The organism is Pseudonocardia sediminis (assembly GCF_004217185.1).
GTDB lineage: Bacteria > Actinomycetota > Actinomycetes > Mycobacteriales > Pseudonocardiaceae > Pseudonocardia > Pseudonocardia sediminis.
Map to the genome: position 1 here is coordinate 13,014 of NZ_SHKL01000002.1, position 26,697 is coordinate 39,710.

The window sequence follows — 26,697 nt, forward strand, 5'->3', positions numbered from 1 at the left end:
AGATCTCGACACCCAGAAGGTAGCGAATATTCAGAATATTCGCAACGTTGTGGTAGCGTAGGCACAGGCCGGAGCGGGCACACAGGTGCCGCTATCTGTGCCTTTGCTGTTCCCGTGAGACGGGGTCCCTGCGTAGCCTCGAGGTGTATCTGGAATATTCGTGGCGCTCAGGGGAGGCGGAATGAAGGTTCAGGTCATCGCAGTGTCAGCGTCGTGTGAGGGCGGGAACTGCCCGACGACGTACGTGACCGACCGGGGCAGCGTGCTGGTGCAGGGCGACCGCACCGCGAGAGGACGGAGGTTCGCCGAAGTGACTCAGCAGCTGCTGCAAGATCACGCCCAGCGACTCGGCGGCTCCCGCTGGACCGGGCGGGTCACCCCGACGTCGGCCGGCACCGTGCTCGTCGAAGGCGACGTCGTCGACGACGTCGAAGCCCTCCAGAGCATCGGGCTGCCGCCCCACGAGACCCTCGTCGAGATCCACGGGACGGTGATCGCATGAGCGAGCTGACCCTCGGAGACATGTACTCCCGGTTCACCCGCTACGCCTGGCGCTACGAGGGCCGCGACGTCTACTCCGTCGGTGGTGAAGAGGACCGGATCGCGACCTTCCTGCGCGGTGAGGCGCTGCCCCGCAAGACCCGCGAGAACAACGGCTGGATCGCCACCGTCGAAGACGTACGCGCCCGCGGCGCGGCGATCGGCCGCGTCCGGGTCGTGGGCCGTCCGGTCACCGACTACACCCGGTTCGAGTTCGCCGCCTACCCCGACAACGTCGCAGCCGGGGAGGACGTGCAGGCCATCGCCCGCGAGGCGCTCGACCCGGCCTGGGCGGGCGTGCCCGACTTCTGGCTCTTCGACGACACCACCGTGTTCGTGCAGCACTTCGACCAGGACGGGCAGTTCCTCGGCGCGGAGCAGGCCCACGACGTCGCCCCGTTCGTCGCGATCCGCGAGCTGCTGCTCGGACAGACCGTCGCGGCGGGCGCGTTCGACCTGAGCAACTTCCCCCGCCAGCGCACCGCCGCTGTCGGTCCTCCCCCACCGCTCAACCTCCCGGCCACGGCCCGGGGCTAGAACGGAGCACTGATTGAGCAGGGCATCGCAGAAGGAACTGGGTGAGCGCCTCCGGGCCTGCCGCAAAGCGGCCGGCCTGACCGGCACCCAGCTCGGTGACCTGCTCGGCGTCTCCCAGTCCAGGATCAGCAAGGTCGAGAACGGCACCGGTCAGGCACGAGCCGACAAGGAACTCGTCTCGGCCTGGCTGGACCGCACCGACGCCGACGAGACCGCCCGGCACGACGTCACGGCCCTGCTCGAGGCGACCTCGGAGATCACGGACTGGACGAAGCTGCACTCGCGAGGCTGGCACCAGCACCAGCTCAGCTACGCCGACCTCGAGCGCAGTGCCCGCGAGATCAAGGTCTTCCAGAACGCGATGATCCCCGGCCTCTTCCAGACCGCCGGCTACACCTCCTACCTGCTCAGCACGGTCCTCGGGCTCTCGGCCGAGGACGTCGGGCAGGCCGTGACCGCCCGCCTGCAACGCAAGAGCGTCCTGTACGAGCCCGGCACCCGCATCCGCGTCGTCCTCACCGAAGCCGTGCTGCAGCACCGCCTCGGGGGGCCGGCCGTGATGAGCGAACAACTCCACTACCTCAGCGAGCTGTCCCGGCTCCCCACCGTTGAACTCGGGGTCATCCCCATCGACACCGCCATGCCGTCGCGATACGGAGCGAGTTTTGACCTGTTCGAAAACCTCGAAGGCGCCGACGACTCCACCGTCGTCGTCGAACTTGAGGCCAGCGAGTACCGCGAGGACGACCCGGATCGCATCGCGGCCTATCGCCGTCGGCATAGGGTGTACTGGAACTCCGCGGCCCGCGGTGAAGAGGCACGGGCCCTTATCGGGCACATCGCAGACGCGATGACCTCGGAGATCTTCCGCTAGCTGCCCGCCAGCCCGTCGGCTCGGTGCCGCATCCGGTCATGCGGACACGTCACGCACCACGTGATAACCCGCTTTATCACGTGCTCCCATCACCAGATGCTGGTCCGAGCGTCGTCGTGCTGGTGAGTGCCGTCGACGACCTGGAAGATCCCCTGCTCGATCTCGACCGAGGCCGCACGCACCTCGCCCTCCAGGCCGGGCGGCCACACCGTCGTCGGCGACCACCGCACACCGATGAGGTCGCGCATCGCGACATTATCCGCTGCGCGCAGGTCTGCCCCGACGAAGTCGTCGCCCGCGGCCCGCAGGACGGACAGCAGGCTAGCCAGCTGGTTCGCACCGTCGAGGTCCAAACTCAGATCCAGATCCATCTCGCGGGCGAGGTCGTGGACCAGTGTGCGAACGCTGGCCAGGATGCCGCCGAGGTCGTGGTCGAGATCGTGGTTGCGGTCGCGGTCGCGGGCGCGGTTGCGGTCGAGGGCGTGGGCGAGGTCACGGGCGAGGTCGCGGGTGAGGTTGAGGTCGCGGGCGCGGTCGCGGACGAGGTCGAGGGCGTGGGCGAGGGCGTGGGCGAGGTCGAGGTCGAGGGCGTGGGCGAGGTCGAGGGCGTGGGCGAGGGCGCGGTCGATGTCGATGTCGAGGTCGAGGACGCGGGCGAGGTCGAGGTCGCGGTCGAGGTCGCGGACGCGGACGTGGTCGAGGGCGTGGGCGAGGGCCTGGGCGAGGGCGAGGCTGCGGTGCAGCAGGCGACGGGTCGGGTGGATGCGGAGTTTCAGACGTTCGGTATCAGTGAGGTCGGCCAGCTGGCGGCCGGCGGGGTGGGTCGGTTTGGTGGGCTGGGGGTTGGGCGGGGTGGGGTCGCCGATGATGTCGGTCAGGCCGGTGTCGAGGTCGAGGATCGTGGGCAGGTCGCTGGTCAGCGCGGTGTAGGTGGCGGGTTGTGTCGCGTCCGCGGCGCCGGCGGTGAGGTCGAGGGTGGTGGCGAGATCCGCGACGAGTGCGTTGTGGGCTGCGGCGATCTGGTCGTCAGAGGCGCGGGCGGCGGGGTCGGGACGGTGGGTGCTCACGGGGTGGCCTCCAGGAGCGCGCGCAGTGTGGTGCGGGCCTTGTAGAGGTTCGCCCGGACCGCGTCCGAGCTGATCTGCAGGGCCGTGGCGGTCTCGGCGGGGGTGGCGCCGTCGTAGGCCCAGGCCATGACCTGCCGTTGGCGGGAGGGGAGGCGGTCGAGGAGGGCCAGGACGCGGTGTCGGGTCTCGAGTTCGGTGTAGCGGGTCTCCGGGTTGAGCAGTGGTGAACCGGGCTCGTGGGGGAGGTCATCGACGGGGTCTTCGTGCAGTGCGGCGACCCGGCGGGCGTAGAGGCGTGAGGCGACCAGCCGGCACCAGGCGTAGGGGTAGGTCAGGGTGCTCCACTGTCGGAACGCCTGGGTGAGGGCGTCCTGGGCGCAGTCGGCGGCGTCGGGCAGGGAGGCGCCCTGCCAGCGCAGGAACGCGATCAGCTTGGGCGCGGAGGCGCGGTAGAACGCGGTGAACTCCTCGATGACGTCGGCCCGGGTCGCCGGGGGCGGCGGGCTCGCGTCGTGATCGGATCCGGGCCACAGGCCGGCCGAGGATCGTCTGCTGTGGTCGCCGGGTTCCTCGTCCGCTGTGGTCATCGTGTCCTCCAGGTCCGGCCGGTCATCGCCGGTCGAGCAGACGGTGGAACAGGGCCAGTGCTCCACCTGCCGAAGCGCCGGCGACCAGGAGCGCGGCGGGCACGTCGTGGTAGGCGAGGAACCCGAGCCCGCCGGCGACCAAACCCACCAGGGCGGCGATCAGGAACACCACCGCGGTACGAACGGGCAGCAGCGGTTCGGACGGCCGAGACGACATCGGACAACCTCCAGCAGGATCGACAACCGTGTCAGGTCCTAGTACGCCAGCACACCCCTAACGTGAACTCCCGCCGGGCTGATTGCGCTGCCAGGTTGCGGACCCGGTTCCAGGCCGTGGCGTTGGTTCGTCAAGGACTGTGTGATCTGCCGGGGCGCGAGGTTGATGCCGAGCAGGCGTTTCGGGACGCGGCCGCTACTGGCGACCCGAGCGAGCTGATCGGGTTGGGGCTACGCCGACGTCCCGTCGGTCAACCGCTGACCGACCTTCGGATCGCCCGCCGGCTACCCATGTTCGGGATCACGCTCGGCAAGCCGCGCCCGCATGTGCGCGGTTTGTCGGGGGTCGGCCGTAGGGTCCGCGCCGTGCCCCAGCTTCCGGTCGAGCCGTTGTCGGTGCGCAGCGGTACCCGCGCCCGTACGTCGCGCCAGGCCGGGGTGCCGTCGTACCTGGCGCCGCCGCTGCGCACCTGGCTGGCCGCGTTCCTCACCGACCGGCTCGAGCGGCGGGTGCGGCTGCGGATGGGTGACAGGATCACCCGGCCCGGGAGCTCGCTGCGCGCGGCCCTCGATGCGGTTCAGGACATGCCTGGCTCCGACCTGCGAGTGATCCCCTGGGTCAGCTCCGGTGACGACTTGCTCGACGCCGTCGACTTCGCCCTGCAGCTCGACGACGCCGCGGCTGACCAGCGACGCTGGTCTCAGATGTTCTCCAGTGACCCCGAGGGCGGGTACCCCCGCCTTGCCGAGATCGGCGAGCTTGTTGAACTGCTCGACGACGCTGACTCCGTTTACACCGTCGGGGTCGTCAACGACCGGCTGTGCTTGATTCGACGTATCGACACCACCGTGCAGGCCGCTGCCGATCACGCCATGGCCGCCGATCCGACGGCGGGTCAGCTGCTCCGTCAGGCCTGGGGTGCCCTCTATGCGAGGGAGGCGGACCCGACCACGGGCTACCGCGACGCCGTGCGTGCGGTCGAGCAGCTCGCCTGCCCGCTGGTGTTGCCGAAGGAGGACGCCACCCTGGGTAAGGTGGTCAGCCACCTGCAGCAGGGCGGGCACAAGTGGCGGTTCGTGCTCGTCGATCGCGCTGGCAACGACGGCGTCGGACCGCTGGTAGCGATGCTCGACCGACTCTGGACCGGGCAGGTGTCCCGCCACGGCGGCGGGAAGAACTCCCGCGACCAGACCAGCGCCGAGGCTGAGGCCGCCGTGCATCTCGCCGCCACCCTGGTGCAACTACTTTCCACCGGCGCCCTGGTCCGCCGAGACGTACCACCGCGGCGCGTGTGAACTGCCAACGATCGTGAGGTGCTTCCGATGGAAGCACCTCAACCAATGCAGGCTTCGTTGGTCAGGACGCCCGTCAGGAGGTGCCGGAGGGCTGCTTCACCAGCGACCACGTCCTCTCAACGGCATCAGACTCGGCGAGTCCGTTTCACCTCGAGATCTGAGGCCCTGGCCGGGGTCATCGACATAGTCACGGTCACTGACACCTGGTCTGTCGCCTTTTGACAGCCGATCTGTCGCGAACTACTGACGCCACGCTGTCGCTCGACACGTATCCCGGTGCCAGTTCGACGGCGCCCCACCCGACGGCCCGCGGATCTGGGCGGGGCAGGCCTGTTCACGCTCAGGAGTGATGTAGGGACGGCGTGTCGACTACCGTCCTTTCAGAAAATCGGCCATGATCTCGCCATGGCGAAGCGGACAGCCGCACGGCGGATCGGGCGCCCCTCCAAGGGCCCCCGAGTCGCCATCGGCACCCGAATCCCGGAAGCGCACGGCACGCAGCTGCGCTCCGTCGCCTCCGACCGCGGCTGGTACCACTCCGAGACAGCTGCGGCGCTGATCAGCGTCGGCCTCCGCCACCTGCAGGAGGCCACCGCCCCCGCCCCAGGGACCGACGCACTGATGATCCGCGTGCCCCAGACCGACGGCCAGAGAGTGCGCGACATCGCCGCCGAGCTCGACTGGTCCTACTCCGACACCGCCGCCGCGCTGATCGCGGTCGGCCTGCGCCACCTCGACGAGCTCCCCGCCAAGAGCTCGACGACACCGTCGAACCCCGCCCAACAGGAGCTGCCACTGACACGGGCCTCATAACGAGAACGAGACGACCCCTGGCCGGGGGCCGCCTCGTTTCGATCTCGCGTCACTCGGACCTGCACCCGATGTGACGTCGGTGCTCCGGCGAACCGGAGCGAAATCCCCAACCTGTCAAGAAGGGGCGCTTTCGCGTGTCCAGGATACATCCTGGGCCGGATCCAGCGCGACCACGACACGGGGCCACCCCGTCATGCCCGGACACCGATCCGGGAACCGGGTGGTGCCTGCCCTGCTACGAGCAGGGCGCGTTCACGCTCGCATCCGGCCCCGACAACACCCGCTGCGTCATGCACGGCGCACTCCTGCAGGACCAGGCACCGGACCCGTGCGGCTACGGGATCCGCGCCGTCGCGCCGTCGCGGCGGGCCCCGCGCGGCCGCGCGGCCCGCAGCACCGACCGCGGCGGCCCCACCACCGGGCCGGGCCGGGCCCCGCGCCCCCGCGCGCGGCAGCGGGCCACCGAGCGTGCCATGGCCCGCGGCCTACAACGAGCCCGCCGGCGCCTCAACGCCGGCGAGTTCACCCCGCACCCGGGGTGGCGGCACTTCATCGAGGCCGGCTACCGGGTCCTCACCTCACAGACCGAGGCCCTGGCCGACATCGCCCGCCGCGTCGACGACGAGGAGTGGCGCACCGACAAACGCCACAGCTGGGCCCTGATCCTGCGCCGCCTGGTGCTGCACATGGACTGGACGACCGGACTGATCACCGGCCTGACCGCCGAACGCCTCGGCGAGGCCGGCGCGCGGGCGCCGCGCACCGTCTCCCGTGTCCTGGCCTGGGCCCGCGACAGCGGCCTCGTCGTGGTCGTCGAGGCCGGCGCCACCGCGGAGTTCCTCGGTACCGACACCAACCGCACCCCCACCTACGCCCTGGTCACCGACCGTCCACTCCCCTCCCCGAAGGCGACCGCGCCGTCGCCGCTGTCCCCTGTGGATGAAAGTGGCGACCTCCCTACTTCTAACGTGAGTAGTAAGCCCTTGACAGACGGCAGACGGGCTCAACCCACCCCCCAGCCACGCTGGCCGTCCCACGCCGTCCCCGGCAATCCTGGCGAGAGAAACGCCGCCACGTTCACCTTGGTCTCACGTCTCGGCCTCGACGGCCGACAAGCGGGCAAGATCGAGATTTGGCGGGCCCGGGCCATCCTGAAAACCTGGTGGGACCAGGGAGCCTGCATCGCCGGCATCCTGCACGCCGTCGACCACCACCCCGACCGGCCCGACCGCAACCGCGGCGACGCCTGCCGCGGCGCCGACGACCCACTCCGCGTGCTGGCCCACCGGCTCAAGCCCTGGCGGGGCCGGCTCAACGAGCTCCCCCGCGGCGTCGTCGGACACCGGATCCAGGTGACCCCTCCCCCGGTGCCGCGTCCCGCTCCGCAGGTGATCTGTCCTGCGGACCGCCGTGCGGCCCGTGACGCCGCACGTGCGGCACTGGCCGCGCACCTCGACGACCTGCGGGAGCGGCGGCGCGCGGCGCAGTAGACGCCAGGCGGAGGGCCAGGGCGCCGTCGGTCTCCTCGTCGGCAGTCCAGGCCGCGTTCGTGGGCCGCGGCGGCGATGGCGGGGGCCGGCGCCGGTCCGTCCTGTCCGAGTCCAGGCCGGGCTCAGCCGGCGCCTCAGTGCTCAGCGACCAGGAGCGAGCCGAGGACCCAGCAGCAGGCACGGGCCCGGCCGGAGCCATGGATCCGAGCAGGCGATCGACCGCTAGCGATTTCGTGACTGGTGCGCCGGGCGGCGGCAGCTGGTTCGCACGCGAGGTTCGGCGCCGCTGATACCGACGACGGCGCCCCGAAAGGGATCAGAGGAGCGCAGCGGACGTGGACGAGATGGAGGAGCCGCGGCGCCACGTCAGCAATTGATCGAACGTTTGTTCGCATCACAGGTGCCCGGATCGATGCTCTGCCCCGAACAGAGAACGAGGCGGCCCCTGGCCGGGGGCCGCCTCGTCGAGAACTCACGCCGTCCGGCCCTGCAACCGGGGCGACGCTGCCCCGGCCGAAGCCGAGGCGATTTCCCCAACCTGTCGAGAAGGGGCGCTTTCGCCTCTGCAGCATACAACGGTTCGACCTTGCGACACGACAACGACATCACAACACGCGGTGACCGGTCCCCGAAGTGTCGCGCCGCGCAGCTCAAGGCTGCCCGTCCCGGCTTCGACCGCTGCGGTGGTAACGGCGTTACCACCCCACCCCTCCCCCGGATTCGTGGGCACGGCCCCCCGGGCCCCGGACCTTTGGGCTCGCCTGGCGACCCGCGGACGGCGACGTCGATCCAGTACCGAGAGCCCCGGAGCGCCTCCGCGTTTGCGCCGATCCCTCTGGCATGATGTCCGGCGATCCGAAGTACCACCCGCCGGGTGGGAAGCAGACGGAGGGAACAACTCCATGGCGCGTGTCCATGTCATCGCCAACCAGAAGGGCGGGGTCGGCAAGACCACCGTCACCGTGAACCTCGCGGCCGTGGTCGCCGACACCCTCGGGGGGACGGCGGACAACTCCCCCGTCCTCGGCGTGTCCACCGACCCCCAGGCGTCGATGCTGGAGTGGGCACAGCGGGTCGGCGACGACCTGCCGTTCGACTTCGAGCAGTGCCACGACAACCCGGCCCTGCTGGGCAAGCTCCGCGAGATCCAGCAGTACTCGCACATCTTCGTCGACACCCCGGGCAGCCTTGAGGACGAGTCGATCCTGCAGACCGTGCTGACCCAGGCCGACGACGTCATCGTCCCCCTGGAGCCGGAGCCGATGGCCTTCTCCCCCGCCACCCGCTCCATTCAGCGGGTCATCGAACCGGCCGGCGTGCCGTGGCGGGTCCTGCTCAACAACTGGGACCCCCGCGACGGCGAGGGCGACCTGAACCAGACCCGCGACTACGTCCAGGCCCGCGGCTGGCCGTGCTTCCACACCGTGATCCGGCACTACAAGCTCCACACCCGCGCCTCCGCCGAGGGCGTCACGGTCGTGCAGTACGCGAAGAACCGCGTCGCGCTCGAGGCCCGCCAGGACTTCTTCAAGCTGGCCCTGGAGGTACTGGGCAGCGGCGGCGGCTCCCCGCGACACGCCGGCCCCGACGACAATGCCGGCAACGGCGGGCCTGACAACGGCGACGGTGGTAACGGCGTTACCGCCCCCGGGAAGGGCTGAGCCGTGGGCAAGCGCGTGAACCTCGCCGAGCTCGCCCGCGAGGAGGTCCCCGACAGCTACTCTCCTCCCCCACGCCAGCCCCGCGGCGCCGCCACCGAGGACGTCCCGGCGGGCCCGGACACCACGGCGCTGGCGGTGTCGCAGGTCGCGGCCAACCCGCTGAACCGGCGCAGCGACCGCGACAGCAGCGGCGAGGACTTCGACCAGCTCGTCGACACCATCCGTACGCACGGCGTGCTGCAGCCCATCGTGGTCTGCTCCACCGCGGCGTTCCTGGAGCGCTACCCCAAGGAGCGGGGCGGCCTGCACGGCGCGCGGTGGGTGGCGCTGATCGGCAACCGGCGCCTGCAGGCCGCCGCGGCCGCCGGGCTCGAGCAGGTGCCGGCGCTGGTCAACGACGACCGGGTCGCCTCGATGTATGAGGTGATGCTGGTCGAGAACAGCCACCGCCGCGATCTCGGCCCGCTGCACGAGGCGGTCGCGATGCAGCAGGTGCTGACCGAGTCCGGGATCTCGCAGCGCCAGCTCGCGTCCCGGATCGGGCGCAGCCACCCCTATGTCACCCAGCGGATCGCGCTGCTCGGCCTGATCCCGGAGCTGCGCGACGCCCTGGACGAGGGGCTGCTCAAGGTGGAGGCGGCCCGCGAGATTGGCGGACTGTCCGAGGCCGAGCAGAAGGTGATCGCCGCGGCCGGCGCGCCGTACCGGCGCAAGCGCGCCGAGACCGGTAACGCCGTTACCACCCGGCGGACCATCACCGCGTCGAGCCCGGCGAAGACCGCGGAGTCGATCCGGCGTCTGTTCAGCACCGACGAGCTCGCCGAGCTCGTGCGCCTGCTGTCCGAGGGCGAGCCCGAGGGCTGACTGTCCCGCGACTGCGGTGCGGTCGCTGCTCGATCCCGGTGCGGGGTGGTAACGGCGTTACCACCCCGCACCGCTGTCTCACGGGCCCGTACGCGCGGCCGGCGAGCCGGACGGGCCGGGGGAGTGCTTTGTCGGTCAGAGGCCCAGGCGCCGGGTCGGGTTGTCCGACCACACGGTGCCCTCGTCGATGTAGCCGCGCATCGACGAGCTCGACCGCCACCGCCCGTGTCGCATCAGTGCCACCTCCGACGCGCCGCTGGCGTGCGCGGTGGTGGCGAACCCGCGCCGCAGCGAGTGCCCCGCCCAGTGCCCGGGCAGCCCGGCCGCGTCGGCGCGCTCGGCGACGATCCGGGCCACCGACCGGTCCGAGAGCGCCGCCTCACCGAGGCGCCCCCACCGGTCCACCGCCACGAACGCGCCTGCGGCGGGCAGGAGCCGCGACGCGTCCCCGGTGCCGGGTCGTCCGGGCGCCGGCCGTCCGGGCTCGGTCCGGGCCGGGTCACCGGTGGCGGGCTGCGCAGTGGGGGAGTGCAGGCGGTGCTGCAGCCACGCCTGCCAGGCCCGCACCGGGCAGGTCGCGGGGTCGGAGCCGTAGGACAGGCCGCGGGTGTGCCCGAGCGCGTGCGGGTCGGTCTTTGACGAGGCAATGAAAATCCGGAGGCCGTCGGAGTCGAGCGTGATGTCGCCGAGGGTGAGCGCGACGAGCTCGCTGCGGCGCAGCGCGCCGGCGAACCCGATCAGCAGTAGCGCCCGGTCCCGGGCGTCGCGGGGGCTCTTCGGGTCCAGGGGGATCATCATCGCCCGCAGATCATCCGGGGAGGCCGCGGCGACCCGGGCGGGGCGGGTGCGGTGGGTGCGCCGGATCCCGGCCAGCACGGTGCGGACCTGCTCGTCGCGGGTGGGGGAGGGGTGCCCAGCCAGGTCGTGGGCGACCGCGATCGACGAGCACCACCGCGCCAGCGTCGCCGGCCGCCGCGCCCCGGCGTGCGCGACCAGGTAGCGGGCCAGGACCACCGGCGCCGCCGGCAACGCCGACTCGGGCGGGTCCTGGGCTCCGCACCAGGCGGCGAACCGGGCGTGATCGGAGCGGTAGGCCCGCCACGTGTTCACCGCCCGCGCCGCAGCCGCGTACTCCCCGACCGCGGCGTGCAGTGCGTCGGCGCTCGCAGCTGGAGATACGGCGCCGGGTGGTAACGGCGTTACCACCGCCGGCGCGGTGGGCGAGAGGGGAGCGGGAGCGGCAGTGGAGCGAGCAGCGGGGGAGGGGGCTGCGGTCCTGCGCCCGCCTCGCGCTCCGCCTCGTCCCACGGCCGGTCGCCCCCGCTCCTTGCTCCGAACTCGTTCCGCCCTGTCGGTGCGCAGTGTGCCGCGCACCCCCGACAGAACCCGGGCGACCCGCCGTGACCTGCGCAGACCCGTCTGAAGTCCGATAAGGCGACATTATCGGACACGATGTCTTGCCGCTGTCGTCCTGGTGCTGGTTGGAGCGCTGATCGTTGCGGCAGTCACCGCGGCGAAGCGGAGCTGGGAGGAGCGCCCGGGCAACTATTCACGATCGAGGAACCGATGAACACGGTAGTCGTATCCACGGTCGGAATGACCTGCACCGACCTGCTCCGGGGGTCGTCGAGCCGGTCATTCGGCAGTCTTCCGATGTAGGTGTTCGTGTCCGAGGTACCAATCAGAACGCCGCTGACGGGCGGTTGCGTGTGCAAACAGACTAGAACGGGAGGGAACGGGGAAGTCGCAACAATGCCAACAGCGGTAGGTAGCAGGGACAGCGTTGTAACGAACGCGAACAGCAGATTCCTAGCGGAGTCGTTACCCAGGGCAGCTGTCTTTGGAAGAAGGAGGGCGGCCACTGCAGAGAACAGTGCCGCCAGAACCGCGACTGCAACGAAGCACTCCGTCAGACTTCGATGCAGCCCGGAGAATTGATCCGAACCTGATCGCAGCTTAATGAGGACTGGCACCGATAGCGTCAGCAAGATGCTTGCTAAAATGCCGACCACGGCTATGGACGCCCGACTTGGCGACTCGGATTTGGGCAGCTTCCGTTGTTTCCAGGGTGAAGTTATGGTTCTGATGGCCAGGGTTGTCCAGAGTCCTGCGACGAAGAGCGTAGGGAGGATTGCGGCGGCCCCGACAATTTGAATGTCTGCGACAGAGACGTCTTGCAGTAGGGCGCCCCATGGAAATCTCTGGAACCAGCTCCGCAGAAGTAGGACCAAGTTGCCAGCGATAAACGCCAGAGCTGCGCTAGCAGTCAGAAGCGCTGCTGCTTGACCGAAGACTGTTGACACGTCGAGCGGCGACGCTCCGCTGCGCTGATCGCCAGACCTTCTTGTCAACGTGCACCGTGTTTCATTAGTCGCTTAGGTATGACGTCGTCAAACGGACTCGATATCCCCGGCCCGTGCTCGGGGCCGGATGTACCGAAGATGCAGCACGTATCACCTACAGGTGATGAGTTATCGAAAAATTTGAACGATCTTGTTACTGACTGCGATTCCTTGGTCGATTCGGCCAGCGACACTACTCGCCTCATGGGCGAACAGGTTGAGCGGTAAGTCCGGTGGAGGAGACGCTCCCAGGCTGGTCGCTGGCGCGGCTAGAAGCTTGCGCTCGTTGTTTGCTGAGACGAGGTCAAGGCCACACTGGGTCGACTTCGATCCGAGTCCGATACTTTCGATCAGGGTCTGCGACTTATACGGGCCGTCTGTTGCCGTGATAAATGTCCTGCTCGCCGCATCCATGCATGTCGACGCGGCGGAACGATACTTCTCGTTGTTAAAGATGAGGTTCGGCAGGCTGTCTCGAGCCTGCTCTGCAGCAGCATGCATGATTTCGAACGTCATCCACTGTCGCTGAAAAGCAGGACTGATGCGGATCCGGAGACTGCTAGGAAAACCTGAAAATGCTAGTGCTGAACCAGGCTCGAGCTGAAACTCAGGCTCTTTAACACGGGCGGCAACCTCGCGGAACGCCCTTACGGAGAGCGGCAGCTCGCCATATTGCGTGCCGGTAGCGCCCTGAGTGGATGTCACTACATAGGCGTCGGTAGTCTTGTTGATAATGACAGTTGTTCGAGGCGAGGGGGAAACGGTCATGCATACGCCGAGTCCCGACAGGTCGGGAGCTGGGGAGCTGTCAGATCGCATCGGAATTCGGATGCTGTTTGGAACCGGCTCGCAACCCGGGGCCGACCCGCTCACGACCGGCGCCATGGCGGATCCCGTAGGTGCCATGTCAAACGCCGAGGCGGTCTCCGGAGCCGGCCCCGAAGATGATGCGGTAAGGACGATCACGGCGCCGACAACTATTGGACTCCACAGCAAGTGTCGCCACATGTGGACCACTCCTTCGAGGTTTGTGAGATCTCACTGCTAGTTCTTGACCGCGACCATGCAGCCCTCGACCGCTGGGCTGACAGGATTCGCCACGGATCGGACTCGCCGGCCGCAACCTCACCAGCCAGCCTCTACGACGGACTCGCTGCGAACACGTGAGTCCGGATCAGCCGGTCCTCACCAGTCCTGGGGCACCGTCTGCGCCGTCGGCGCTGGCGCCGGCGCCGCCCTGACCCGCAGGACCTGGCTGATCGCCCTCCACACCGTCATCGTCAGGCGGGAGAGTGATATCCCCGCCGTCACCGCCTGACCCGCCATAGAAGTCACTGTTCTCGATGGCCGTCGGTAGCTGGTTGCTGTAGGCCCGTCCTCCATCACCGCCGCCACCTCCCCGCGCAGTCCCGGTTCGTGGCGTCCCTGCCTGACTGATCCGTGAGTCGCCTCCACGGCCACCGTCGCCCCCACGCCCCGTCGAGCCGGTCCCTCCGAGCTCGGCGAATCCGCCGTCACCCCCATGGCCGGCGGAGACGGCTCCCAGTGCGGTGGCCACGCCGCCATCGCCACCTCGTCCCGCGGTGGCGGTGGAGTTATCTGAGTAGGCGAACGCATTACCCCCAGCACCGCCCGCACCCCCGACGGCTCCGCGCCCGACGCTGTCCCCGTTCCCTCCAGCGCCGCCGTCTCCGCCGCGAGCCAACGATCCTGCGCCGTCTGTCACTGCGCTGCCGCCGCTCCCGCCGGGACCGCCGAGGGCTTCGCCGTTGAGGCTTGATTCGGGGCCATCACCGCCCCGTCCGCCACGTCCGCCAGCGGCGATACCGTCATTCCCCTCGGTCGTGGCGATGCCACCGTCCCCGCCGCCAAGGACGTCGTCAGTGCGTCCGGCGGCGACCACGGAGTCGGAATCACCCCCGTCACCACCACGAGCGAACGGCATGCTGCCGACGGCGCGAGCGGCGCCGCCTTGACCGGCATAAGTGGAACCAGTGCTTGCTCCGTCACCTCCAACGGCCTGGGCACGACCGGGAACACTCGGGGCGGAGGTGCAGTCGTTCTCGGTGCAGTTCGCGGTACCCGCGGCTCCGGCTGCGCCACCCACCGCAGAGGCATCCCCGCCGCGACCCCCCAGGTAGAACCCACCGCCGTCGAAAACTCCGGCTCCATCGCCGCCAACGGCTGTTGCGTCGCCGCCCGCCCCTCCTGTGGCGACGCCGCTGCACGTCCCGGAACACGTGCCGGTCCCACCAGCTCCACCGGCGCCACCGACAGCCCGAGCATCTTTTCCAGAGGGGGCTAGGAAGTTGCCGACGTACAGACCAGCTGCCCCGTCGGCCCCCGTTCCGGACGCTAAGCCTCCGGCCCCACCGGCTGCGATGCCGCTGCATTGCCCGATGCAGTAGCCGGTGCCGCCGTCGCCGCCTCGGCCTGCAGTCGATGTGGCGGCTCCAAACTCATCGAGGGTGGTAACACCGCCACCCCCGCTCCCGCCAGTAGCGACGTTCGAGCACGTGCCGATGCAGTAGCCAACGCCGCCATTCTGGCCGGCGGCGCCGTCGACACCTGCTTGACCCACTGCTACGTCGGTGCAGGTGCCTGAGCAGAACTCCACGTTCTCGCCCGAGGCGTCTCGTGCGCGGATGAAACCGTTGCCGTAGGTGATCACGTAGTCATCCGGATCGAAGGACGCCGAGCGCTCATCCCACCCCGCATCGCGGATGTCGTCCACAAACGCTGCTAGACGCGCCGGCTCCGACCCCGGGTCGGTCGGGTCGGTCGGGTCCGTGGGGTCGGTCGGGTCGGTCGGGTCGGTCGGGTCCGTGGGGTCGGTGGGGTCGGTGGGGTCGGTGGGGTCGGTGGGGTCGGTGGGGTCGGTCGGGTCGGTGGGGTCGGTGGGGTCGGTGGGGTCGGTGGGGTCGGTGGGGTCGGTGGGGTCGGTGGGGTCGGTGGGGTCGGTGGGGTCGGTGGGGTCGGTGGGGTCGGTGGGGTCGGTGGGGTCGGTGGGGTCGGTGGGGTCGGTGGGGTCGGTGGGGTCGGTCGGGTCGGTCGGGTCGGTCGGGTCGGTGGGGTCGGTCGGGTCGGTCGGGTCCGTGGGGTCGGTCGGGTCGGTCGGGTCGGTGGGGTCTATCGAAATCCGCCCGCCGGGGATTGGACGACCTGAGTCTTGCCGGTACCCAGACTCGTACTTCGTTCTCCCCGGCGGTGTGGCGAGAGCGCCGCAACCAGTGAGGTGGCGGGTCGGCCCGGATGTCGCGTGCACGGTTCCGGAGCTGTCGACCACGACAGTGCTCGGCGCGAACCTCAGCGTCGTTGTGTGAGTGGCCTTCCAGCTCCCAGCGCTGAAGGCGATGGTCGTAATTGAGCGACCATGCTGGTCAGCCGTGTAGACGCTCCCGGAGCGCGCGTCGAAAACGACCGAGACAGGGCCGGCCCCAGTAGGCACCGCTGCGACCTGGTTGTAACCGCCACCCGGTCTCGGTACAAAGATCAGCAAGCGAGCGCCACACGGATCGACCTGGAAAACTGTGCCCGAAGCAGGGTCGACCGCCACGGCAGTCGGGAGAGACAGCTCAGAGATAACGGTCGAAGGAGTTGCCGACGTCTGCAGAGCAACATTGACGGCCGGTGTCGTAGTCATGACCAAAAGTGACGAGACGACGACCCCAAGACCTCCCGCAGCAAGACGATAAGCGCAGGTCGTGAACGTGCTGCGACGCCGATTTGCCATCGTAGGTCTCCCACAGGTGTAGGGGTCTGCCCTGTCCTGGGGGCTTCGCTCGCTCGGTCCGATTTGTCACGCAGTCACGACTGTCGATCGACGAAAATCATCATAGTTAATGACGGAGAGAGGTCATGTTGCGGCCTCTGCTCAGATGGTCATGGCCCTACGGTGCAGGTGGCGTGATCCTGTAAGGATCAATCGCGTTGCATTCTTCTGCCGTAGAATTCGAAGCGGCATCCACCGCTACCGGCCAGGCAGCTGAAACACGAGTAGACGACCTCTGACCGAGACCGTCGGGTCGTCCCCGCTCAGTTGCTGTCGGAGGCGGGATGCGAAGGGCGTGGGCAGGGGAGGATCTGCACCGGGCGCGTTCCGCAAGCTGTGCCCGCATTCGCCGCAGCGGGGCTGATGGCATCGAGGCGGACATTACGCCGTTCGGTCGCCAACCCAACGGCTTGTCAGCCGTCTTCTCAGCAGACCACTGACGCGGAGGATCCATGAACACAGCAACGCCGGCCCGACCGCTTCGGACGGGTTTGACATGCATCCTGGGCATGGCGTTGCTCTCCGGGCTGGTCGCCTGCGACAGAGCAGAGGCAGGCACTGCTCAAGGCTCAGCCGAGAGTGCGCCTTTGACCACGGTTGCCGGTTCATCACGGCCGACCGGGTAGACCACTGGTCCCCAGCGCGGGGGCTTCTTCCTGTACTGCACTCCCATCGACCGCACACCTGGCTTCTACTGCACCCCCACCAGTGGGGGATACGGACAAGCGCCAGCCCCCGGTGTGCCGGTGCCCGCGCCGATGTCGCCGCAGCCTACGGCGCCCGTACCCGCACCTGCGCCGCCTCCGGGTGCGAGCGAAGGCAGGCCAGACCCCTCCGGGCCGCCGTCATCCGCGCCCCCCTCGACTGCGGATCGCCCCCCGGCCAGCGAGCCGCCACCGACGTCAGCGCTGCCGATCCCGCCGGAGATTTCGCGCCCAACCGTGTCGGAGGGTCCTCCGGCTTAGGCCCGTGCCCGAAGAGTCGAGTAGCCGTCCGCGTTGACCTCGGCGTAGCCGCCTCGGATGGACTCGGCGTCGGCATGCAGATGGCGCCAGTCGCGGCGCTTTGTGAGGTCGAGGGTGCGGGCGCGGACGGCGCGGAGGTTGCCGTGCGCGACGAGGACCTGGTCCGGATCGAGCACCCGGACGTCGCCGGGCCGCATCGTCGGGACGACCTCGGTGCTACGGGTGCTGCGACCGCCGCTGAACAGGCCGTCGGTCTGGGTCTGGCTACGCAGCTGCTCGTGCTCGCCGAACACGGTCGAGAGCCACCGGAGCGTCGTGGCATCGGAGATGCCGCCGAACACGACCTTGGTGCTGGAGTTCTCCAGGAGGGCCGCGGCCGGGCCCTCGCCGAAGGCACCTTGGAGCTGCGCGACCGACTGCACGGCCCAGTGGGTGAGGACGCCGCGGCCGGCGGCGTCGGAGATGACGTCGGGGAGGCCGGGCATCGGGGTCGCGTTGGTGAGCTCGTCCAGGACCGCCACTGCGGGCGGGTCGAGTCGTTCCCCCGGGCCGACGAGCGCCATTGCCTGAGCGGTGTGGAGCCACTCCTCGGCCAGGGCCGTGAGCAGCGGTACCCAGTCCGGGGCCTGCCGGCGCCCGGCCACGACGTACACGGCTCCGCTGGCCCCGATGAGGGTGCGCAGATCCACGGCCTCGTTCGGCGCGGGGGAGCAGAAGGCGCGGACCCGGGGGCTGGCGAGAGGCTCGAGAACGCGGCGGACGCTCATCCAGACCGCGTCCGCGGTCCGGGCGGTCATGTTCGCCTCGGCCCGCAGGTCGGCGGCGATCTTCGGATGTCCCTTCTTGGCCAGGATCTCCACCGGTGCGGTGCCCTGCCGGTTCGCCGCCCACGCGAGCAGATCGTCGACGTCCGAGCCCGGATCGAGGGCGGCGGCGATGAGGTAGGCGCGCATCACCATGACCGCGCGTTCGCGGAAGACCCGGTCGTTGCCCGCGCCACGGCCGTCGCCAGCCTCGACGGTGACCGCGGCCGCCTCGACCAGGGTCATCGCCCGCCGCCGCGCGGTCTCGGGATCCTGACAGCCGGAGATCGGCGACCACTTCAGGGTCGCAGGCCAGGACACGGTGTCGGTGGTGTCGAGGACCAGCACGGGCCCGGCCCCCGGCCGGCGGGTCCGGGCCAGCGCGGTGTGCAGCAGGATGTCGGGCTTCGTCGACTGGCACCACATCGCACCCGGGGCGGCCAGCGCGATCGGGGTGATCAGGCGTCGCGTCTTGCCGGCCTGGGTCGGGGCGATGATTCCGACGTGGTGGCGGTGGGGGATCACCAGCGGGCCGCCCGGGCCCTGGCCGACGGGGGTGCCCATCTCGTCGGAGGGGGAGCGGGGCGCCAAGGTCGGGCGGGTGTAGCGCGCCTGGCGCCGGCAGGCGGCGGGGGAGATCTGACGGTGGATCTCGCGGCGGGTGGCGTGCCCGGCCGGGGTCGGTCCCCACCGCATCCAGGCCGGAACGCCGAGCAGGGCCGCCGCGGCCGCGGTGACCGCGACCAGCACCGCCGCGGTCACCCAGAACAGGCCCGGCTGTCCCGCGAGCGCCGCGTACGGGGCGGGGAGCGCCCCGATCTGGTCGCCGCTGAGCACACCCAAGCTGGTGACGACGTCGGAGAGGCTCGGCCACACCAGCGGCCCACCGGCGAAGGCGCCGGCGAGGGCGAGTGCCGCCATGGACAGCACCGCGGCCGCCACCACCGGGGTGGCCACGGTGAGCACCATCGCCAGCAGCACCCATTCCTGGGCGGCCGGTCCGCGCGCCGTGAGCGCCATCGCGTTCTCCTCGCTCCTGGCTCAGCCGGGGCCGAGCGTGTGCCGAGCGGGTGGGTCGATGCGCGCTCGGTAGGTCGTGACGTGCCAGTCCGCGGCGTCGATCGCGGCGTCCGGGTCAGGGAAAGCGCCCGCCTGCCGGATCGCGGCCACGGCGATGAGCTCGCTGTCGCTGCGGCGGTGGGCGTAGACCTGGTCGCTGTAACCGCCGGTAGGTGGGGAGGTGCGGATCGCGCCCTGCCCGGTGGGCCGGCCGACAACGTGCTGCACGGCTTGGGGGAGTAGGCCGATGGCCGCGGTGGTCGTGCGGATGTCGAGGCCCGTCGCGAGGCCCTCGCCCGTCTGAGGTGGCCGCGACCAGCGCTGCACCGTCGGCGCCGGCCCGGTCAGCTGGTGCGCGGCGAGCTGGACGGTCCACGGCGAGCTGCCTGCCCGCAGGCGCGGGCGGCCGTCCGTCGTGGTGCCGTCGGGGACCAGGCGGCGGCGGGCTCGGATGCTGAGCAGGGAACCGGTGTCGATCCACCAGGCGTCGATGTCTTGCCAGTGCTGACCGCCGGGGCTGCGGCGGGTGATGGGGTCGTGGGCCCAGGCCGCGAGCGCCGGGTCGCGGCACCATCCGGCCAAGTGCAGAAGGTGCACGGGCCGCTCGGGCAGCCGCGCCCATCCGGAGCGTTCCTCGGGCTGCCACGTGATCCGGGTGATCCCGGGGCCCTCGCCGGAGGCGGGTGCCCCGCCGGGCGGGCGGGGCGACGGGGCCGGTGCCCGGCGTCGTTGCAGGAAGCCCATCAGCAGTCCCTTCCTGGTGGTGGCGCCGAGGTCGAGGTGCCGGGACGGTTCCCACCGGTGGCGCGGCGCATGCGGGCCGCGCCCCGGTGGGCGGCGTCGGTGAGGGCGAACCACGCCCAGGTCAGCGCGCGTAGGGCCCAGCGGGCCGCCACGACCCACACGGTCAGCACCAGCACCAGCGCGACCCACGGCCGGGGCCCGGCGGGCAGGAGCGCGAGCACCGCGGGCCCGGCGACCCAGTAGAGGAACGCGACCGAGGCGCCGGCGAGGGCCTTGCTCGATCGGCGGCGGGGCAGCGGCGCGATCCGCCAGGCGGCCAGCAGCACCGGCCCGACACCGCGGTGCGGGTCGACCCGGCCGACTGGCCACCCCGGCGGCCACAGGCTCGGAGTCGTGGCGCCATGACCCGGCCCGGGGGCCAGCGGCGGTGGGGGAGGGGCCCGACTCTGCGGAGCGGTTGGGACGTAGTCGGTGTAGGCGACGACGGAGCCGCCCGGAACGTAGTCGCCGCCCCCGGGCGGCGGATCCGCCGCCGCGGCGGCGGTGCCGGCGCAGGTGGTGTCGTAGTCGGCCCGGCGGGCGGGGTCGGACAGGGTCGCGTAGGCGGCCGCGGCGGCGCGGAACCGGTCGGGGGCGCCCGGGTCGGGGTTCAGGTCCGGGTGCAGCTCGCGGGCGAGGCGCCGGTAGGCGCGGCGCACGTCCTGCGCGCTCGATGAGGCGGTGAGCCCGAGCTCGACGTAGGGGTCGTTCCCGGGGTGCGGGTGCATCGTCATCGAATAGCACCTCGCACCGACACAACCGTGATCCCGGCCGTCACCGGCCACCCCGCGGGGACGCCTCGGCGAGTCCGGCGGTCACCGGGCTGCGGCCGCGGGCCGCCCGACCGGGCCGGCGATGTGGCGCACGGCGACGACCTTGTCGGCCCAGTCACTCAGCGGCTGCAGCACGACCCCGGTGGAGCTGTCGTAGGCGTTGACCACCAGCCCGTTCCCCACGTACATCCCGACGTGGCGCGGGTTGGTTGGTGAGCCGAGCGAGCCCGGGATGAACACCAGGTCGCCGGGGGCGACCTGCGCGATCGTGGCGGGGGTGCCTGCAGTTTTCTGGTTCACCGTCCCGGCCGGCACGGGGACGCCGGCCGCGGCCCAGGCGGCGAGCATCAGCCCGGAGCAGTCGAAGGAGTCCGGTCCTTTTGCCCCCCACACGTAGGGCTTGCCGAGCTGGGCCAGGGCGTAGGTGACCGCGGCGCGCTGGGCCGGGTCGGCGGGCGGGGTGAACCCGGGCGGGAGCTTCTTCGGGTCGATGTTCGACGGGGCGAGTGGCACGCCGGCGCCGCCCTGGTCCGGGCAGGCGAACACCGAGGCCACCGACGACACCTCCGGTGCCGCGGGGGAGGCGGGTGCGGGGACCGGGTTGTCGGGGCCGACCCAGAACTGGTCGACCAGCGCCGCGGCGGGTCCTTCCTGGGGCCCGTACTTGTCCGGGAACGCGCTGCGCTGCACGCCCTGGGCGGCTTCGCCCGGGGGCAGGGTGGCCCACCCGGGCAGCTCGAGGAGGCGGTCGAGGAACACGTTCGTCGCGCCGACGGGGTTGAGAATCTGGGCCGGTGTTCCCCAGCCCTGCGAGGGGCGTTGCTGGTAGAGCCCGAGGGAGTCGCGGTCGCCGTAGCCGACGTTGCGCAGCTGCGACTCCACGATGGTGGTGGAGATGGCGATGACGGCGGCTCGCTTGGGCAGCCCGCGTTGCACGACCTGGTTGACGATCGTGGCCGCGTTCTCGGTCTGCTCGGCGTTCCACTCCGCGCCGCCGATCGCCTGCGACCCGCCGCCGAGACCGCCGTCGCCGCCACATCCCCCGCCGGGCAGGGCGCCGCCGACGAGGGCGGTCACCATCGCCATGCCGATCATCAGGGTCGCGGCGAGCAGCGTCAGCGCCGCGGCGCCGGCGGCGAGGGCGATCGTCCCCTTCTTCTGCTCCACCTACCTCACCGCCGCGAGGTCCCGTTCACCCGCGACGGCACCCCCGCAGCCGGCTCCGCGGCCGAGGCGGTCCCGCCGGCCGGCGCGGGCGAGGAAGCGGGGGAGGGGACGGCGGTCAGCCGCGGGCGCGACTGCGCCGGACCGACCGCGGCGGCAGGGGGTGCGGCGCGCAGGCCGGCGTTGGTGTCGAACACGGCCCGCTCGGTGGCCGAGAGCACGGTCTGGATCTTCAGACCGGGGGAGTTCTCCATCTTCCACAAGGCCCGGCCCTGGCCCTCCATCGCCCAGCCGGTGATCACGGCCTGCTCGCGTTCGGACAGGGCGAGCTCCTCAGCGAGCTCGTCGCCGACCCGGGTGGACTGACCGAGCAGGATCCGGGTCGAGCACAGAGCGAGGAGGTCCTTGGCGATCGAGACCTCCTGGGAGCCGGCCGCGCCGACCGAGAGCAGGTCGGAGGGCTTGTGCATCACCAGGAGCTGGATCTTGCGCTCGGCCCGGGACAGGCGCAGGTCGGAGTCGACGGCCTGGACCGCACGCAGGCCGAGGCGCATCTGGCGCCACACCTCGTCGCGGACCACGATCCGCACGTCGCCGTCGTCCTGCAGGTCGGTGATCATCGACGACCACGAGCCCAGGCACGTCAGCGCGACCGCGATCGCCTGGTCCCCGCGGCTGCGCAGCAGCGACAGGTCCATCGACTGCACGGGGGCGTCCCAGTCGAGGTCGAAGTTGGTGGGCTCGTCGAACAGACCCGACAGGGGGCCGACGACGAGGTTGGACAGGGCGTCGGTGATCTGGCGGGTGTGGTCGACGAACTGGCGATGGCTCGCGAACCGGGTGCGCTGCCACAGGTCGTCGTCGGGGTCCGACAGCTGACGGACGACGTCCGGGATGGTGATCGGGCGCAGCTCGGTGTAGCTGTCCTCCGCGCCGACCAGACGCATCAGCACCGTGGAGATGACCAGCTCGTCGGTCACCGTGGGCTGGTAGCCCTGGGCCTCGGCCAAGGCGGTGAGCAGCCGGGTCCAGCGGGCCAGGATCCCGGTGAGCTCCTCGCGCTGACGCTCCGCTGACCACGAGGGCCAGCGGGTGCGGATCGGGCCGAGGTCGAGGGCGTTGAGCCGGTGCGCGCTCCCGCGCCCCAGCGCGATCGGAGTGATCCCCAAGGCCTTGAGCAGCGGGGTGTACTCGCCCTTGACGTCGCCGGAGATCAGGGAGCGGACACCGAAGAGCATCATGCGCAGCATCAGCGCCACCACCGTCGAGGACTTGCCCCGCCCGGGTTCGCCGAACACGACGAGGTTCGGGTTGGTGACCATCTGGCGCAGCACCCACTCGGTGGGGTGGACGTAGAACGCGCCCCCGGACTGGGTGTCATAGCCGAGTCGCGCGCCGATGGCGGGGACACCGTTGGAGGCCAGCAGCGGGAACAACCCGCCGATCTCCGAGGTAGTGGCCCGATAGGTCGGGGCCCGGCGTGAGGCGTCGACCGCGGACCAGCCGCGCCCGGCCTCGCGGTGGCCCTGCCGGGGTGCGGCCGCGGTGTTGACCCGCTCCCGGCCCCCACGCCTCCGGCGCAAGACCGGGGCGTCCTCCTCCTCGACCGGCTCGGGCGCGCTGGTGGTCGGTACGCCGGAGAGATCGGTGAACTGGGACAGCAGCTCACCGGCGGGGCGCGGCGGAGCGGGCCTCCGCCGGCCGGGGTACCAGAGCCGGCTCATGAGTCGAACGCCCGCTTCAACCGGGGCAGCCCGATCCCGACCGGGAGGGCGGCGGCGACGAACGCGGAGTCTTGGGCGAGCTCGAGGCGCAGCAACCGGAACCGGCCCGAGGAGTCGTTCTCCAGCCGCGCTGCATGGTCCTCGAGGTTCCAGTCCGCGGGCACGGTGAGCGAGCTGGCGACGGTGAAGCGGACCAGGGCGTGCCCGGCGGCGACGGCGGCCTCCTGCTCGCGGGCCCCGCCCTGTCGGCGGGTGTCCATCGCGGTGGTGTTGAACCCGCGCGCGGCCTTGGCGTCGACGAGGACGTTGTTGCGGAACCGGTTCGACCGCACCTCCCGCGCGGCGGCTGCCTGGGACAGGATCTCGTAGTGGATCTGCAGGGTGCGGCGCTCACCCGCGGTCCGGACCGCGAGTAGCGGCCCGAGGGACCCGAAGATCGTCCCGGACTCCGGTGGCTGCACCGAGTAGGACACGGTGGAGAACCCGTCGTGGTGATAGGCCCGCGCCGCCGGTACCGGGGCCAGCGCCGGGCCGGCCTGCGAGATCGGCAGGCCCACGATCCCGTCGGGGTCCGGGCGGGTCAGGTGCTGATACGACAGCCCCGCCGCGGCGGCGGGGTTGAACCCGGTCTTGATCGCCTCGGCGACACCGCTGGAGGTCAGCCACGTCACCTGCCGCACCCCGAGCCCGCGCAGACTGTCCGACACCCCTTCCAGGAGCCGGTAGAGGGCGTAGGCGCGGCCGGCGACGCCCCCGCCCGCGGCCTTGGCCGGGCGGCGCAGGGAGTCCTCGGTGCCCGACACGGTCACGAACAGCTCCGTGCGCACGCTGACGCTGGCGACGTCGCGGTCGATCTCCGCGGTGACCCGCCGCGCCAGGGCCGGGGCGTCGGCGCTCTCGTGCTTCGCCCGCCACACCGCGTACTCGGTGCCGTCGTCGGGGACCGTGCGCACCAGCAGTGAGATGCGGTCGACGACCTCGCGGTGCCCGATACCGACCAGCATCGAGCCCAGCCGAGAGGCCAGACGCTCGCACTCGTCCTCCGACAGCATCCCGACCCCGGTGTGGGTGAGCTTCGCCGTCGCGCCCCAGCGGCCCTCGACGGTGTCGTGGATCAGGCACAGCCGCGAGCCGTGGAACTCGGGCCCGTCGGGGAACTCCAGGCGCGAGAGAACGCCGGGCAGGTCGGGCTCGTTGCGGGCTCCGGCGAGTCCGGCGGCGGCGCGGGACTGCCACGGTGACCAGCGCATCAGCACTCCTAGCTGGAACATGATCAGGTCGGCCAGCCAGCGGAACGCCGGCCGGCCGTGGACGGGGACGACGACCAGGAGGGCGACGACGGCCGCGAACGCTCCCCAGGACAGAGCTTGGCTCCACTGGTTGCGCGACATCGCCAGCACCGCCGGGGCGACGACGGCGATGATCAGCAGGGCCTGGACCGGGGTTAGCCCGGCGATCCAGCCGAAGCCCTCCCGGTGGTTGAGCCCGCGGTAGACCCGCGGGCCCCGGGCATGGGTCCCGACGCTCATCGTCGCTCCTCACGTGGTGGATCAGGTCGAGTCCCGGGACCGGGATCGGTGCGGCGGGGCGAGGTCGCCGGGCCGGGCGGTGTTGACGGCGGGCTGGGCGGTGCCGTGGCTTGTTGCCGGTCGGCCGGTGGGGTTGTGCTGCCGGGCTCACGTGGTGCCGGTGGTGTCGTTCGGGTTTCGGCCCCGTCCGGGCCGGCGACTGCCGGAGGGGCCTCAGGAGGGGGGTTCGATCCGCCGGAGGACTCGATGGCCGCGGTGGAGCCGGGCTCGGGGCGCCCGACCTCGGGCGGGCCGGAGCCCACCGAGGGAGGCTCCGGTCCCGCGCTCTCGCCGCCGCTCGTTCCGCCCGGGCTCGTGGGTTCGATCGGGCTGGTCTCGCCGCCGGAGGCGTAGGTGCCGTCGGGGCCCGGCGTCGAGTTCGCCGAGGCGTTCGCCCCCGAGGCTGCGGCCCCGATCTGGGCGCCGCTGGGCCCTGCGCTCGGGGCGGGCCCGGGGTGGCCGATCCCGGTCTGGGCCATCTGCCCGGAGGCGTAGCCGCCCGCGGCCTGCGCGGCGGCTTTCGTGGCGAGGTAGCCACCGACCACCGCCGCGGCGGCCACTCCACCCACCGCGCCCGCACCGGCCGCGGCAGCGCCGCCGCTCGCGCCCCCCGCCGCGGCAGCGCCGCCGGCGGTGCCACCGCCTGCCGCGGCACCGCCGCCTGCCGCGCCTCCACCGGCGGCGGAACCTCCACCGCCCGCTGCACCGGCCCGCCCGGCGGCAGCGGGGGAGGCGGTGCTGCCGCCGAGCTCCCCGCCTACGGCGCTGGACTCGCCTCCGCCGCCGGGTCCGCGGGCGGCGTCGGCCTGGCGAGCGGTGTTGATGGACTCACTGGTGCCACCGTCGCTGCCCGGCTCGCTCGAGCCCCCGCCCGACCCGGCCGAGCGCAGCGCCATCCCGGCGCCGGTGCCGGGATCGACGAAGGCGAGCAGCCGGTAGATGACCATGGGGCAGAACACCGAGATGAGCAGGATCGCCGTCCCGGCGAGCATGCCGGCAACCCCGGTGGCGCGGGCCATCATGTTGACCCCGATCACCAGCACAAGGGCCAAGGCGGGCTTGAGCAGGATCGCGGCCAGCAGCCAGCGCAGCGCCCGCCAGAACCAGGACGCGGTGGCATCAGCGACCAGCCCGGCCGCGCTAATCGGGATGGTGGCCACCAGCAGCAGCACCGCCGCGTAGCGGAAGATCATCTGCAGGGCGAAGCCGAGGCCGGCGGGAATGACCCCGAACACCGCGGCCAGGCCGAGGATCATCGAGCGGACGTTGTCCTCGGCGTCGCCGAGGTCGGGGTTCTCCCCGACGCGGGCCGCGAAGTCGGGGTTGTCCATGACGGCGGAGAAGTTCGCCGAGTCCAGCCCGGTTTGCAGGAACATCGTGGTCAGGCCGTCGGCGGCGGTGAGCAGGGTCGCGACCGTGCCGGTAGTGATCGCAACGGCGATCCCGAACTGGATCGGGCCCGAGACGGCGCGGAACATGCCGCGTCCGCCCCGGATCGCGACGGAGGCGATCTGATAGAAGAACAGCCCCAGAGCGATCATCGCCGAGAGCCACACCATGGACGGCCACAACGCGCCGGAGCCCTCGCCGCCCATCGCGGTGGCGGCGTCGACCTGAGAGACGTTGTCGGCCAAGGTGAACGCGCCCTTGAGCAGCCAGACCCCGCCGTCCCACACCTTCTGCATCGCGGCGTCGAACGCGCTCTCGGCCATCGAGGCGATCGGGTTCCCCAGCACATCACCAATCCCGCCGCCGGATTCCCCGCCCCCGGTGTCGGCAGGCGGTGGTGGTGGCGGGGG

General features: G+C 71.2%; 21 protein-coding genes. 8 read left to right on the forward strand and 13 right to left on the reverse strand.

All coding sequences use genetic code 11. The features are described 5' to 3' along the window. Positions 1-244 precede the first annotated feature (244 nt). The 3 genes from EV383_RS30520 to EV383_RS30530 are packed head-to-tail and all read left to right on the forward strand — an operon-like array spanning position 245 to position 1,951. Positions 245-502, forward strand: a complete 258-nt coding sequence (locus EV383_RS30520; protein ID WP_130295312.1) for a hypothetical protein — start codon at positions 245-247, stop codon at positions 500-502. Further along, complete coding sequence (locus EV383_RS30525) at positions 499-1,077, forward strand: DUF6879 family protein (protein WP_130295314.1); 579 nt, start codon at positions 499-501, stop codon at positions 1,075-1,077. Before EV383_RS30520 ends, EV383_RS30525 begins: the two co-directional genes overlap by 4 nt. Positions 1,078-1,090: 13 nt before the next feature. After that, positions 1,091-1,951 (forward strand): helix-turn-helix domain-containing protein, encoded by an 861-nt coding sequence (locus EV383_RS30530; RefSeq protein WP_130295316.1) that lies wholly within the window; start codon positions 1,091-1,093, stop codon positions 1,949-1,951. An 89-nt stretch (positions 1,952-2,040) separates the two neighbouring features. Here EV383_RS30530 and EV383_RS31515 read toward each other — a convergent pair whose 3' ends face one another. Genes EV383_RS31515 through EV383_RS30545 form a run of 3 tightly spaced genes read right to left on the reverse strand, consistent with a single transcriptional unit; the run spans position 2,041 to position 3,822 of the window. Further along, positions 2,041-3,018 (reverse strand): hypothetical protein, encoded by a 978-nt coding sequence (locus EV383_RS31515; protein WP_165438611.1) that lies wholly within the window; start codon positions 3,016-3,018, stop codon positions 2,041-2,043. Continuing rightward, entirely contained in the window at positions 3,015-3,605 is a 591-nt protein-coding gene (locus EV383_RS30540; RefSeq protein WP_130295319.1) for an RNA polymerase sigma factor, read from the reverse strand. Before EV383_RS30540 ends, EV383_RS31515 begins: the two co-directional genes overlap by 4 nt. Positions 3,606-3,627: 22 nt before the next feature. Beyond that, positions 3,628-3,822: a hypothetical protein gene (locus EV383_RS30545; protein ID WP_130295321.1), complete on the reverse strand. Its 195-nt coding sequence runs from the start codon at positions 3,820-3,822 to the stop codon at positions 3,628-3,630. A 116-nt stretch (positions 3,823-3,938) separates the two neighbouring features. Between EV383_RS30545 and EV383_RS30550 the strand changes: the two genes are divergently transcribed. The 5 genes from EV383_RS30550 to EV383_RS30570 all read left to right on the forward strand — a co-directional run bounded on the left by EV383_RS30550 (position 3,939) and on the right by EV383_RS30570 (position 9,945). Then, positions 3,939-5,117 carry a hypothetical protein gene (locus tag EV383_RS30550; RefSeq protein ID WP_130295323.1) on the forward strand — a complete coding sequence of 393 codons (1,179 nt, stop codon included), beginning with the start codon at positions 3,939-3,941 and terminating at the stop codon, positions 5,115-5,117. A 405-nt stretch (positions 5,118-5,522) separates the two neighbouring features. Next, entirely contained in the window at positions 5,523-5,930 is a 408-nt protein-coding gene (locus EV383_RS30555) for a hypothetical protein (protein ID WP_130295325.1), read from the forward strand. 290 nt (positions 5,931-6,220) lie between these two features. Next, entirely contained in the window at positions 6,221-7,420 is a 1,200-nt protein-coding gene (locus tag EV383_RS30560; protein ID WP_130295327.1) for a hypothetical protein, read from the forward strand. Positions 7,421-8,322: 902 nt separating this feature from the next. Further along, positions 8,323-9,081 carry a ParA family protein gene (locus EV383_RS30565; RefSeq protein WP_207223899.1) on the forward strand — a complete coding sequence of 253 codons (759 nt, stop codon included), beginning with the start codon at positions 8,323-8,325 and terminating at the stop codon, positions 9,079-9,081. A 3-nt stretch (positions 9,082-9,084) separates the two neighbouring features. Next, positions 9,085-9,945 carry a ParB/RepB/Spo0J family partition protein gene (locus EV383_RS30570; protein WP_130295329.1) on the forward strand — a complete coding sequence of 287 codons (861 nt, stop codon included), beginning with the start codon at positions 9,085-9,087 and terminating at the stop codon, positions 9,943-9,945. Between the two features lie 135 nt (positions 9,946-10,080). Here the strand turns inward: EV383_RS30570 and EV383_RS30575 are convergent, their stop codons facing one another. The 10 genes from EV383_RS30575 to EV383_RS30620 all read right to left on the reverse strand — a co-directional run bounded on the left by EV383_RS30575 (position 10,081) and on the right by EV383_RS30620 (position 26,634). Further along, positions 10,081-11,055, reverse strand: coding sequence for a tyrosine-type recombinase/integrase (locus EV383_RS30575; protein ID WP_242623544.1), 975 nt, complete (start codon positions 11,053-11,055; stop codon positions 10,081-10,083). A 1,361-nt stretch (positions 11,056-12,416) separates the two neighbouring features. Further along, positions 12,417-13,055 carry a hypothetical protein gene (locus tag EV383_RS30580; RefSeq protein WP_130295333.1) on the reverse strand — a complete coding sequence of 213 codons (639 nt, stop codon included), beginning with the start codon at positions 13,053-13,055 and terminating at the stop codon, positions 12,417-12,419. Positions 13,056-13,461: 406 nt separating this feature from the next. Further along, the gene (locus EV383_RS32815) at positions 13,462-15,735 is read right to left on the reverse strand and encodes a hypothetical protein (RefSeq protein ID WP_165438612.1); all 2,274 of its coding nucleotides are present in this window, start codon (positions 15,733-15,735) and stop codon (positions 13,462-13,464) included. Positions 15,736-17,020: 1,285 nt separating this feature from the next. Beyond that, positions 17,021-18,847: a type IV secretory system conjugative DNA transfer family protein gene (locus EV383_RS30590; protein WP_130295335.1), complete on the reverse strand. Its 1,827-nt coding sequence runs from the start codon at positions 18,845-18,847 to the stop codon at positions 17,021-17,023. 21 nt (positions 18,848-18,868) lie between these two features. After that, on the reverse strand, positions 18,869-19,630 hold the full coding sequence (locus tag EV383_RS30595; protein WP_130295337.1) for a hypothetical protein: 762 nt from the start codon (positions 19,628-19,630) through the stop codon (positions 18,869-18,871). Beyond that, the gene (locus EV383_RS30600) at positions 19,630-20,403 is read right to left on the reverse strand and encodes a J domain-containing protein (RefSeq protein WP_130295339.1); all 774 of its coding nucleotides are present in this window, start codon (positions 20,401-20,403) and stop codon (positions 19,630-19,632) included. The genes EV383_RS30595 and EV383_RS30600 overlap by 1 nt, the downstream gene beginning before the upstream one ends. Before the next feature lie 81 nt (positions 20,404-20,484). After that, entirely contained in the window at positions 20,485-21,609 is a 1,125-nt protein-coding gene (locus EV383_RS30605) for a C40 family peptidase (RefSeq protein WP_130295341.1), read from the reverse strand. A gap of 5 nt (positions 21,610-21,614) precedes the next feature. Further along, entirely contained in the window at positions 21,615-23,330 is a 1,716-nt protein-coding gene (locus EV383_RS30610) for an ATP-binding protein (protein WP_130295343.1), read from the reverse strand. Further along, positions 23,327-24,859, reverse strand: a complete 1,533-nt coding sequence (locus EV383_RS30615) for an SCO6880 family protein (RefSeq protein ID WP_130295345.1) — start codon at positions 24,857-24,859, stop codon at positions 23,327-23,329. Before EV383_RS30615 ends, EV383_RS30610 begins: the two co-directional genes overlap by 4 nt. Then, on the reverse strand, positions 24,856-26,634 hold the full coding sequence (locus EV383_RS30620; RefSeq protein ID WP_130295347.1) for a TrbL/VirB6 family protein: 1,779 nt from the start codon (positions 26,632-26,634) through the stop codon (positions 24,856-24,858). The genes EV383_RS30615 and EV383_RS30620 overlap by 4 nt, the downstream gene beginning before the upstream one ends. Positions 26,635-26,697 lie beyond the last annotated feature (63 nt).